Source organism: Pseudomonas sp. UBA3153 (assembly GCF_002364635.1).
In the GTDB taxonomy this organism is placed as follows: domain Bacteria; phylum Pseudomonadota; class Gammaproteobacteria; order Pseudomonadales; family Pseudomonadaceae; genus Pseudomonas_O; species Pseudomonas_O kuykendallii.
Map to the genome: position 1 here is coordinate 43581 of NZ_DEYR01000076.1, position 10807 is coordinate 54387.

Here is a 10807-nt window from a genome sequence, read left to right on the forward strand (position 1 = left end):
AAGCGGCACCGCGATTTCGCCTGTCCGCGAATCAGGCCGGCCCGCCGCCCAGTTGCTCGAGCCACTGCGCCAGCACGCGCCGGCGCCACCAGTCGCTGTTCTCGATCAGCTGGCGCACCCTTCGCTGTTCGTCGGGGTTGCCGGCGAACTGGCGCGGCGCCGGCAGCACCGGCATTTCCTTCAGCAACGCCGCGCAGGCGTGCTGGTAGTCGCTGGCGTCGAGGCCGAGCTGGCCGTCGGCTAGCAGTTCCAGGCCGCGCAGGCCGGCGTGGTTTTTGGGCAGCAGCGGCAGGCGGGGGCAGAGCCAGAAGAGGATCTGGCTACCGACCTCGCCGTTGCCTGGCTCGCCGAACAGGCCGGCCTCCAGCGATTCGATCAGGCGCCCGGGCGGTTCCGCCTCGGCGTTCTCCGTCAGCGCCACCCAGCGCGGCACCAGCTGTTCGCGGATGAAGGAGTCCAGGCGCGCGGCCAGTTCGTCCGCGCTCAGGCCCTGGTAATCCAGTGCCGCGCCGCTGAACAGGATGCGCAGGTAGGTCTTGTCGACCAGCGTACGGCCGGCGTTCTGCCAGGCGTAATCCGCTGCGTGCGCGAGGCTGCCGTGGAACAGCAGCAACAGCCCGTTATCGCTGCTGCGCGGGTCGTTGCCGGTGGCGCAGTCCGGGTTTGGATTTCGCCATCGCTGCAGCGCGACGGCGGTGGCTTGGGCGAGTCGATGCACGGGAATTGCCACGCGGGTTCTCACGGGTTGTCGGTGGGGCAGCCTGGAGGCCTGGGTGGCCGTCGCGGTAGGTCCAGTTGCCAGGGCGCGCGGGTGCCATTTCAAATCTGGCCCAGCCTGTGCGGTGATAGTGGTTCTAATGGTGCCAGTTTCGATTCTCTAGCATGCGCTTATGCATTTATGCCCAAGCAATGCAAGGAATCGGAATAATGAGTTCCAAAAACAACAATAATTCAGTGGCTGCCCTTCCGCCTACCGACAGTTGGCTCAGCCGGCGCCGGGAGCGTTTCCTGGAGGTCTCGCCCGGCCTGCTGGTGGCCGTCGTCGTCGCTGCCGGCGCGACCTTTCTGTCCGAGCACTACGGGGCGCCGGTGATGCTGATGGCCCTGCTGCTGGGCATGGCGCTGGGCTTCCTGCACGAGGAAGGCCGCGCGGTGGCGGGCATCAAGTTCACCTCCAGCACCATCTTGCGCATCGGCGTCGCGCTGCTGGGCATGCGCATCACCGTGGAGCAGATCTTCTCCCTGGGCGGCACCCTGATGATGGTGGTGATCGGCGCGGTGCTGCTGACCATCGCGGTCGGCGTGGGGCTGTCGAAGCTGCTCGGCCTGGGGCGCGATTTCGGCGTGCTCAGCGGAGGCAGCGTCGGCATCTGCGGCGCTTCGGCGGCGTTGGCGATTTCGGCGGTGCTGCCGCAGGACAAGGACGCCGAGCGCAATACCATCTTCACCGTGATCAGCGTGACCGCGCTGAGCACGCTGGCGATGATCGTCTACCCGATCCTGGCCAAGAGCCTCGGCCTGGACGACCAGCAGGCCGGGGTGTTCCTCGGTGCGACCATCCACGACGTGGCGCAGGTGGTCGGTGCCGGCTACAGCATGTCCAACGAGACCGGCGACACCGCCACGGTGATCAAGCTGCTGCGGGTGGCGATGCTGGTGCCCATCGTGTTCTCCCTCTCGCTGCTGCTGCGTCGTCGCGACGGCGCGGCTGCGGGCGGCTCGAAGACGGCATTGCCGCTGCCGCTGTTCATCATCTTCTTCGTGGTTTTCGTCGGCCTGAACAGCAGCGGCGTGATGCCGGAGTGGTCGCAGAAGATGGCCATCGGCGTATCGAGCTGGTGCCTGGTCACGGCGATCGCCGCGCTGGGCATGAAGACCTCGATCAAGGCGCTGCTGGCGGTGGGCTGGCGACCGGCGACCTTGCTGGTGACGGAAACCCTGTTCCTCGCCGCGCTGATCCTGGTGATCCTCAAGTTCTTCGTCTGAACCGGCGCGGCCGTCCCGGGTGACGGCCGCGCGGCCTCAACGCCGCGCGCGGCCCCGGCCGAGCAGCCCGAGCACCTCGCCGAACAGCGCGTTCTCGACGCCCTGCTGCAGGTCCAGTTCGAGACTGTGGCGGTAGTAGGCGCTCAGGTCGAGGCCGACGCCCAGCGCGTACAGCTCGATTTCCCCTTCGTCCTCGATCTGCCGCGCCACCTGGCGCAGGTGTAGGTCGAGGATGTCCTCGCGGTTGGCCTGATGGGTGGCGCTGTCCATCGGGCAGCCGTCGCTGATGACGATCAGCAGGCGTCGCGGTTCGTTGCGCTGGCGCAGCCGCTGGCGTGCCCAGAGCAGTGCCTCGCCGTCCACGCCTTCGCGGAACAGGTCGGACTTGAGCAGCCCGGCGATGGCCGGGCGGGCGCGGCGCCAGGGCGTGTCGGCGTCCTTGTAGATCATGTGGCAGAGCTCGTTGAGGCGCCCCGGGTCGGCCGGCGAGCCCTGCCCGCGCCAGCGCTTGAACGGGCGGCCGCCGTTCCACTGGCCGGTGGTGAAACCGAGGATCTCGGTTTTCGCGCCGGCCAGCTCGAGCGCGCGGGACAGGCAGTCGACCAGCAGCGCCAGGCTTTCGATGTGCGTGCGCATCGAGCCCGAGTTGTCGATCAGGAAGGTCACCACGCACTCGCTGTGCGGGCGCAGCGGTTCGCGGCGGAACAGGTCGCGCTGGTTCGGGTTGGTCACCAGGCGGCTCAGCCGACCGCCGTCGAGGCGGCCTTCCTCCTGGGCGAATTCCCAGCCCTGCAGGCGAGGCGCGGCGAGCAGCGCGGACAACTGGCGCGCCAGCCGTTGCAGGTTCAGGCCCTGGCGGAGGATGCGCTGGTCGAGGCGTTGGCGCAGTTCCAGCAGCAGTTCGGCGCGTACCCGTTTGCCGACGACCTGCTCGACATCGTGGTCGCGGCTGAACACCCGGTAGCGGAAACCGTCCTGGGCGCCTGCACGGTCGTTGGCGCCCGCGATGCCGCCGCCGTCGCCGTCTTCGCCGCCGTCGTTTTCCAGCAGCAGGGCGAATGCCGCCAGGCTCTTTTCGCTGGCGGTGTCGCGGCGCTCGTCGGCGCTGCCCAGTTGCTGTTCGAGCTGATCGATCAGCGCGGCGATGCAGAAGGCGATGTTCAGCGCGTGGGTGGCGAAGGCGGCCTGGTCGTGGCGGGTCTTGCGCAGCAGGCCGAACTCCGCGCCGAACTGGCCGAGCAGGCCCATGCGTGGCGCTTCCAGCAGGTCCTGGATGCGCTCCGGCGTGTGTCCGTTGCAGAGCAGCCGCCAGCTCATCAGGGCGAGGGTGAAGAGCATCAGGCCGAGGTGGTTTTCCAGCTGGCCGGAGTCGATGAACTGCTCCGCCCACTGGCTGAAGCGGTGCATCAGGTTGTGGCGCACGCCCGGGAGCTGCTCGCTCACCAGCGCTTCGCAGCGCAACTGTTCGAGCAGGTCGAAGACCAGCCGCTCGATCGGCGAGGCCGGCATCCGGCTGCGGTGCAGGGCCCGATCGCTGTGACGCAGGCGCAGGGCGAGGCTGTCGGCGACACCGCGAAAGGAGCGGAAATCATCGCGGGCGAACTCCGGGTGCAGGTGTGGCGCGCGGATCGGGAAGGCCCGTCCGGCCAGTTCCAGGCGGTTGCCGCGATAGCGCAGGCGCGGGCTCGCGGCCAGCGCACGGAGCACCGCGGCGCAGAGTTCCTCGACCTGTTGCTGGCGCTTTTCCAGGCGCTGCGCGGTCACGAGGATTGCTGCCGCGCGTGGGATTCGGCCAGTTCGACGTCGAAGCAGCGCTGGTAGTACTCGGCCACCAGCGCGCGCTCGCTGTCGTCGCACTTGTTGAGGAAAGTCAGGCGGAAGGCGCGCGCCGTGTCGCCGAAGATCTCGACATTCTCCGCCCAGGAGATCACCGCGCGCGGCGACATCAGCGTGGACAGGTCGCCGGCGGCGAAGCCCTGGCGGGTGAGGTTGGCCAGCGCCACCATGCGCCCGATCAGCGCCGGATCGGTGCCCGGCGCCTGCCCGGTGACGATCGCCACTTCCTGTTCGGCGGGCAGGTAGTCCAGGCGGGCGACCACGTTCCAGCGGTCCAGCTGGGCCTGGTTGAGCACCTGGGCGCCGTGGTAGAGGCCGTTGAGGTTGCCCAGGCCGATGGTGTTGGCGGTGGCGAACAGGCGGAAGTACGGGTGCGGGGTGAGCACCTGGTTCTGATCCAGCAGGGTCAGCTTGCCGTCGCGTTCGAGCACGCGCTGGATGACGAACATCACGTCCGGACGGCCGGCATCGTATTCGTCGAAGATCAGCGCCATCGGCCGGCGCAGCGCCCAGGGCAGGATGCCTTCCTGGAATTCGGTGACCTGCTGGCCGTCGCGCAGGACGATGCCGTCCTTGCCGATCAGGTCCAGGCGGCTGACGTGTCCGTCGAGGTTGACGCGCATGCACGGCCAATTGAGGCGCGCGGCGACCTGTTCGATGTGCGTCGACTTGCCGGTGCCATGCAGGCCCTGCAGCAGCACCCGACGGTTGCGCATGAAGCCGGCGAGGATCGCCAGGGTGGCGTCCTGATCGAAACGGTAGGCGGGGTCGATGTCCGGCACCTGCGCATCGCGCTCGAGGAACACCGGCACCTGCAGGTCGGCGTCGATGCCGAACAGGTCGCGACAGGAAACCAGGCGGCTGGCGTGTTCGAAGTGCAGGTCGGTCATCGGGCGGGTCCGGGTCGAGTGGGGATAGCCGATTCTAGGCAGCGGGCGGCGCCGGCTCTGGCACCAGATGCCGCGCAATCGTGCGTCCAGTGACTGCAACTGGCCCCATTGCCGGGCCAGTTGTGGTTCTGGACCCAGCCCTGGCTCTTTTCCGACCATGCGAACCTGTAGACCCGAGCCGTATCGGCATCACCCACGGAGCGCACGATGAGCGAAACACTTGAATTGAACCTGTCCGACGACCAGTTGCAGCTGCTTCGGCGCTACCATGCGCACACCGGCGTCAGCGCCGAGGATTATGTGATCGCGTTGCTGACCCAGACCCGGCCGACGCTGGAGGCCGTGGTGGAAGCATTCGACGAGGCCGGCGGCGACGGCGAGGCGGTGGGCCGGCTGTTCGGCAGCAGGATGGCGGACGTGTTGCGCGAGCGCGAGGCGAACGCGCGCTGACGCCGGCGATACCCTGAAAACGCGGCGGCGCACCGCACGCCCCAAGGTCCTGAGTACAGGGTATGAGCATCTGGTTGCATCTGGCTTTTCTGATCTGCGTGGCGCTGGCCACCTTCGCCCAGAGCCTCACCGGTTTCGCCTTCGGGCTGATCCTGCTGGGCCTGGTCGCGATGCTGCACCTGGCGCCGCTCAACGAGGTGTCCATCGCGGTCAGCGTGCTGACGTTGTTCAACGCGGCGGTGACCCTGGCCGGCTCGAAGACACGCATGGACATGAGCGTGCTGCGTCCGCTGCTGGTCACCAGCCTGCCCGGCGTGGTGATCGGCATCCTGCTGCTCGGCTGGCTTAGCGGCAGCCAGGTGACGCTGCTGCGGGTGCTGCTGGGCGGGGTGATCCTGCTCTGCAGCCTGATGCTGGTGATGCAGACCCGGCCGCGCGCGCAGCGCTCCGGGCCGCTGTCGTTCCACGTCGCCGGCGCGCTCACCGGCCTGCTCGGCGGGCTCTTCGCCAGCGGCGGGCCGCCGGTGGTCTATCACCTGTATCGCCAGCCGCTGCCCTACGAAGTCATCCGCAACACGCTGGTCGCGGTGTTCGCCGCCAATGCGCTGCTGCGCATCGCCCTGGTGCTGGTGCAGGGGCATTTCACCCTCAACGTGCTGCTGCTTAGCGCCGAGGCCTTGCCGCTGGTGCTGGTCCTCAGTTGGCTGGTCAAGCGCTATCCGCCGCCGCTGTCTCTGCGGGCGATCCGCTGGATCGTCTTCAGCCTGCTGGTGATCGCCGGCAGCAGCCTGATCGGCGAGGCACTGCCAGGCCTGCTGGGGCGCTGATCAGGGCCTGGGGGCGATGCGCGTCGGCCGGCCGAGCAGTTGCAGGGCGCGCTCGGGGTAGTCGGTGATCAGCCCGTCGGCGCCCATGTCCAGCAACTGACGCATTTCCGGTTGCTCGTTGATCGTCCACAGCTGCACCGCCAGGCCGCGCGCCCTCGCGCTGGCGAACAGCCGCGCGGAGGCGAGCTGGGCGTCGCCGCTGCGCGGTGGAATCTGCAGCACCTGGTAGGACGGCGAGAGCACGCCGGCCAGGCCGACCCAGTTCAGCGCCGCCAGCAGGCGCACCGAGGTCGGCCCGGCGGCGGTGGCGACGCCGGGGCAGAGCTCGCGGAACAGTTGCAGGCTGCGCTCGTGGAAGCTGGCGACGATCACCTTGTCGCGCTGGCCGGCACTTTTCAGCAGCGCACACAGGCGCTCCTCCACGCCGGCGTCGGCGCTCTTGATCTCGATCGACTTGGGCCGCTCCGGCAGCCGCGCGAAGACTTCGGCCAGGCTCGGGATGCGGATGCCCTGGCCGCGGTATGGGTAGGTTTCACCACCGTCGGCGGTCCAGGTGTAGCCGGCATCGAGCGCCTGCAACTGCGCCAGGCTCAGCGCCTCTACCGGCCCGCGGCCGTTGCTGGTGCGCTCCAGCGCCTCGTCGTGGATCACCACCAGGTCGCCGTCCCGGCTGGCGCGCACGTCAAGTTCCAGCATGTCCACGCCCAGCGCATCGGCGCGCTCGAAGGCGAACAGGGTGTTCTCCGGCCATAGGCCCATGCCGCCGCGGTGGGCGATCACCAGCGGCTGCTCGCCGAGTTCGACGAGCACCGGCGGGCGACTGGCCGGATGGCTGGTCAGCAGCAGGCCAAGCAGCACGGCAGCGAGCAGCAGCAGGGGAATCAGCAGGAAGCGGACGAAGCGCAGCATGGTCGGTCCATCGGACGAGGCGGGAGTGGTCGACTATGCCAAAGCGGCCGGTGAAAGGGCAGGTGCGACGTTGCGTGGAGCGGGTGATTGGTGCGCACGGCGCACCCTACGAGAGCGCTGCACACCGTAGGGTGCGCCATGCGCACCGTTGCCCAAACGGGCGGCAAAAGGTCGGGCGCGGTGCGGGTGGGATTGGTGCGCGCGGCGCACCCTACGAGAGCGGAGCATACCGTAGGGTGCGCCATGCGCACCGTTGCTCGGGCGGGCGTGGAAAGGTCGGGCGCGGCGCGGGGTGATTGGTGCACGCGGCGCACCCTACGAGAGCGATGTACACCGTAGGGTGCGCCATGCGCACCATCAGCGTTGCGGTTATCAGCCGGCCAGCATCCAGGCGCCGGTGATGGCCGAGGCGGCGCCGGCGACGCGGACCAGCGACGCGGCGGCTTGCGGCAGGACGCGCACCAGCGCATAGCCGATGGCATGCAGCGCGGCGGTGGCGGCGACGAAGCCGGCGGCATAGCTCCAGGGGCTGGCGATTTCCGGCAGCTCAAGGCCGTGGGCGACGCCGTGGGCGAGGGCGAACAGCGCGGTCAGGCCTACGGCCACGGCCATCGGCGGACGTACCGCGACGGCGACCAGCAGGCCGAGGGCGAGCACCGAGCTGGCGATGCCCTGTTCCATGAACGGCAATTCCATACCCTCGAAGCCGAACAGCCCGCCGATCAGCATGGTGCCGACGAAGGTCGCCGGCAGCGCCCAGCGCGCGGCGCCTTTCTGCTGCGCCGCCCAGAGGCCGACGGCGAGCATCGCCAGCAGGTGGTCCAGTCCGGTGATCGGGTGGGCGATGCCCGACATCAGTCCGGAAGCGTCATGGCCCGGATGGGCGAAGGCCAGCGCCGGGGTGAAGGCGAGGGCAAGGGCGTAAAGCGAGTGGCGAAGCTTCATGGAGGTCTCCTGGTGATGGGCTCAGGCGGCGCTGAGCATGCCGTGGCGTTCGATGAAGGCGATGATCTGGTCCAGACCCTGGCCGACTTTCTGGTTGCTGAAGACGAACGGCTTGTCGCCGCGCATCTTGCGGGTGTCGCTGTCCATCATCTCCAGCGAAGCGCCGACCAGCGGGGCGAGGTCGATCTTGTTGATTACCAGCAGGTCGGACTTGCAGATGCCCGGGCCGCCCTTGCGCGGCAGCTTGTCGCCGGCAGACACGTCGATCACGTAGATGGTCAGGTCGGACAGCTCTGGACTGAAGGTCGCCGAGAGGTTGTCGCCGCCGGACTCGACGATGATCAGGTCCAGGCCCGGGAAGCGCCGGTTGAGCTGGTCGACGGCTTCCAGGTTGATCGAGGCGTCCTCGCGGATCGCCGTGTGCGGGCAACCGCCGGTTTCCACGCCGATGATCCGCTCCGGCGCCAGGGCTTCGTTGCGCACCAGAAACTGCGCGTCCTCCTGGGTGTAGATGTCGTTGGTCACCACAGCGAGGTTGTAGCGTTCGCGCAGCGCCAGGCACAGCGCCAGGGTCAGTGCGGTCTTGCCGGAACCGACCGGACCGCCGATGCCGACACGCAAGGGTTGGCTGTTCATATCGTTGTTTCTCCCATGTCTATCTGTGTGCCGCGCACACCGGGCGCGCGGCGGCTGATTGGTTGCGCCTTCACGAGCGGAACAGGCGGCTGTACTGGCGTTCGTGGGCCATGCTGCTCAGGGCCAGGCCGAAGGCGGCACTGCCCCAGGTGTCCGCGCTCCGTTCGCTGGCCTCGCGCTGCGCCTGCTGCAAGCTGGGCAGCAGCTCGGAGGTCAGCCGCTGCGCGGCCTGCTGGCCGAGCGGCAGGGTCTTCATCAGTACCGCCAGCTGGTTTTCCAGCCAGCCCCAGAGCCATGCGGCGAGGGCGTCCTGCGCGTCGATCTTCCAGGAGCGGGCGGCCAGCGCCCAGGTCACCGCCAGGCCGGGTTCGTCGAGTTCGCCGAGCAGCGTGCGGGCCGCTTCATCCATCTCGGGCAGGCCTTCGAGCAACTGCTGCAGCGAGTAGCCCATCTGCCGGCTTTCCAGGCGCAGCTCGCGGGTTTCCCGGCTGGCGCGCTGCTCGCCGGCGAGGCGTTTGAGTTCGTCCCAGTCACCCTCGGCGGCGGCCACGCAGTGGGCCAGCAGCAGCGGCGCCTCGAAGCGCGCGAGGTTGAGCAGCAACTGGTCGGCGATCCAGCGCCGCGCGCTGGCGCTGTCCTTCACGCGCGCCTGCTCGACGGCCATTTCCAGGCCCTGGGAATAGCTGTAGCCGCCGATCGGCAACTGCGGGCTGGCCAGGCGCAACAGGGCCCAGGCGGGATTCACGCTTTGCTGCCGAACTGGTGCAGGCGCGGCGCGTAACTGAATTCGGCTTCGCCGGCGTGCGAGTGGTGATGGCCGCCGCCGTAGGCGCCGTGCTCCGGCTGGTACGGCGCCTCGATGGCTTCGACGTGGGCGCCGAGCTGTTCGAGCATGTCCCTGAGCACGTAGTCGTCGGGCAGACGCAGCCAGCCGTCGCCCAGTTGCAGGGCGACATGGCGGTTGCCCAGGTGGTAGGCGGCGCGGGTCAGTTCGAAGGCGTTGGCGCAGGTCACGTGCATCAGTGGCTCGGCGCGGGCGCGGACGCGGACGATGCGGCCGTCCTCGGCCTGCAGGCATTCGCCATCGGCGAGCGGTGGCTGGCCGCGTTCGAGGAACAGGCCGACGTCTTCGCCGGTGCTGCTGAAGCAGCGCAGGCGGCTCTTGCTGCGGGCCTCGAAGGTCATTTCCAGTTCGGCGTCCCATTCGGTGCGGGGTTCGATGCGGCGGTGAATCACGAGCATGGTGGCTTCCGGGGATTGGCGTGGCGGAGGTACGAGCAAGGGACTTGCCAAGTGCGTGCGGCCCCATGGATGGCGCGCTGCGGCGCGGGGTTGCCCGAATTTGAACCCTCGGTCAGGTTTGCTTTGGTGCCCAGGTGAAATTCGTGCGCGGTAATGGTGCATTCAGGCGCGCGGCGTCTGGCCAGTATGCCAAAGCGGGGCAGCGCCGGGGCGCCGGGCGATCAGGTCCGCGAGCCGTTCAGCCCGAGCCAGTGCTTGCCGCCGATGAAGATGAAGCGCAGCTGCTGGGTGATCTTGGCTTCGGCGCTCAGGTGCGCGGGCAGGGATTCGGAGGGCGGGTCGATGAGTTCGGGGAGGGTGGCGAACACCGCTTTCACCACCAGATCGGAGATCACGTCCAGCGCCGCGTCGTCGAGCTGCGGCATGCGGTTCATCAGCTTGAGGTCGGCCGCGAGGTCGTCGGTGATGCGCTGGCGCAGGCTGGAGATGGCCTGGCGCACCGGGCGCGAACCGCCGTATTGCTCGCGGGCGAGGAAGAGGAACTGCTCGCGGTTGGCGCTCACCGCGTCGAGGAAAATCCGCGTGCTGGCCTCGACCAGCCCGCCCAGCTCGAACTCGTTGCGGCGCACCACGCGCAAGGTTTCGCGAAAGGTCTCGCCGACTTCCTCGACCAGCGCCAGGCCAAGCTGATCCATGCCCTCGAAGTGGCGATAGAAGCCGGTGGGGACGATGCCGGCGCAGCGTGCGACTTCGCGCAGGCTCAGGCTGCCGAAGCCGCGCCCGCTGTCCATCAGGCTGCGCGCGGCGGCCAGCAAGGCGTGGCGGGTCTGCAGTTTTTGTTCGGCGCGTGGTGGCATGCGGGGGCGACGGCGAGCGGGGGAGGTGGCCGCACTCTAGCAAAAGGATTTTGCGCCCGTCGATGTCTGGTGATCAGTCGTGCACTGAGCGTGCGGGCGGGGTGTGGCGTGGGCATTCGCGGAAAAGCGCTGGCTGAAAATGAACAAAGCCCGGACGGGCCGGGCTTTTGTCATCTATCGAGGGCTTCAAGCGACTTTACCGCCGGTGCGTTCGAAACCGCTGTCGGCG

Annotated in this window: 12 protein-coding genes; 3 read left to right on the forward strand and 9 right to left on the reverse strand. The window is 68.5% G+C overall.

The window, feature by feature from the left end; all coding sequences use genetic code 11:
- Nucleotides 1-31: 31 nt before the first annotated feature.
- Entirely contained in the window at nucleotides 32-718 is a 687-nt protein-coding gene (locus B2X67_RS17130) for a hypothetical protein (protein ID WP_090225454.1), read from the reverse strand.
- A 209-nt stretch (nucleotides 719-927) separates the two neighbouring features.
- On the opposite strand from B2X67_RS17130, the gene B2X67_RS17135 reads away from it, so the two are divergent.
- Nucleotides 928-1986 carry a YeiH family protein gene (locus B2X67_RS17135; RefSeq protein WP_175534303.1) on the forward strand — a complete coding sequence of 353 codons (1059 nt, stop codon included), beginning with the start codon at nucleotides 928-930 and terminating at the stop codon, nucleotides 1984-1986.
- A gap of 36 nt (nucleotides 1987-2022) precedes the next feature.
- On the opposite strand, the gene B2X67_RS17140 is transcribed toward B2X67_RS17135, so the two are convergent.
- Both B2X67_RS17140 and B2X67_RS17145 read right to left on the reverse strand, forming a co-directional pair.
- Nucleotides 2023-3750 (reverse strand): cobaltochelatase CobT-related protein, encoded by a 1728-nt coding sequence (locus B2X67_RS17140; protein ID WP_090225456.1) that lies wholly within the window; start codon nucleotides 3748-3750, stop codon nucleotides 2023-2025.
- Complete coding sequence (locus tag B2X67_RS17145) at nucleotides 3747-4712, reverse strand: AAA family ATPase (protein ID WP_090225458.1); 966 nt, start codon at nucleotides 4710-4712, stop codon at nucleotides 3747-3749. Before B2X67_RS17145 ends, B2X67_RS17140 begins: the two co-directional genes overlap by 4 nt.
- A gap of 207 nt (nucleotides 4713-4919) precedes the next feature.
- Here B2X67_RS17145 and B2X67_RS17150 point away from each other — a divergent pair, with 207 nt between their 5' ends.
- Entirely contained in the window at nucleotides 4920-5162 is a 243-nt protein-coding gene (locus B2X67_RS17150) for a hypothetical protein (RefSeq protein ID WP_090225459.1), read from the forward strand.
- Between the two features lie 62 nt (nucleotides 5163-5224).
- Nucleotides 5225-5989 carry a TSUP family transporter gene (locus B2X67_RS17155; protein WP_090225461.1) on the forward strand — a complete coding sequence of 255 codons (765 nt, stop codon included), beginning with the start codon at nucleotides 5225-5227 and terminating at the stop codon, nucleotides 5987-5989.
- Here the strand turns inward: B2X67_RS17155 and B2X67_RS17160 are convergent, their stop codons facing one another.
- The 6 genes from B2X67_RS17160 to B2X67_RS17185 form a co-directional block, all read right to left on the reverse strand.
- Complete coding sequence (locus B2X67_RS17160) at nucleotides 5990-6898, reverse strand: glycerophosphodiester phosphodiesterase (protein WP_286786236.1); 909 nt, start codon at nucleotides 6896-6898, stop codon at nucleotides 5990-5992. It lies immediately after the preceding gene.
- Between the two features lie 372 nt (nucleotides 6899-7270).
- Entirely contained in the window at nucleotides 7271-7843 is a 573-nt protein-coding gene (locus B2X67_RS17165) for a HupE/UreJ family protein (protein ID WP_286786237.1), read from the reverse strand.
- A gap of 21 nt (nucleotides 7844-7864) precedes the next feature.
- A complete protein-coding gene (gene ureG, locus B2X67_RS17170) occupies nucleotides 7865-8479 on the reverse strand; it encodes an urease accessory protein UreG (RefSeq protein WP_090225466.1) in 615 nt (204 codons plus the stop codon).
- A 70-nt stretch (nucleotides 8480-8549) separates the two neighbouring features.
- The gene (locus B2X67_RS17175) at nucleotides 8550-9224 is read right to left on the reverse strand and encodes an urease accessory protein UreF (protein ID WP_286786238.1); all 675 of its coding nucleotides are present in this window, start codon (nucleotides 9222-9224) and stop codon (nucleotides 8550-8552) included.
- On the reverse strand, nucleotides 9221-9721 hold the full coding sequence (gene ureE / locus B2X67_RS17180; protein ID WP_273230472.1) for an urease accessory protein UreE: 501 nt from the start codon (nucleotides 9719-9721) through the stop codon (nucleotides 9221-9223). The genes B2X67_RS17175 and ureE overlap by 4 nt, the downstream gene beginning before the upstream one ends.
- 221 nt (nucleotides 9722-9942) lie before the next feature.
- Nucleotides 9943-10578, reverse strand: a complete 636-nt coding sequence (locus B2X67_RS17185) for a TetR family transcriptional regulator (protein WP_273230474.1) — start codon at nucleotides 10576-10578, stop codon at nucleotides 9943-9945.
- Nucleotides 10579-10807 lie beyond the last annotated feature (229 nt).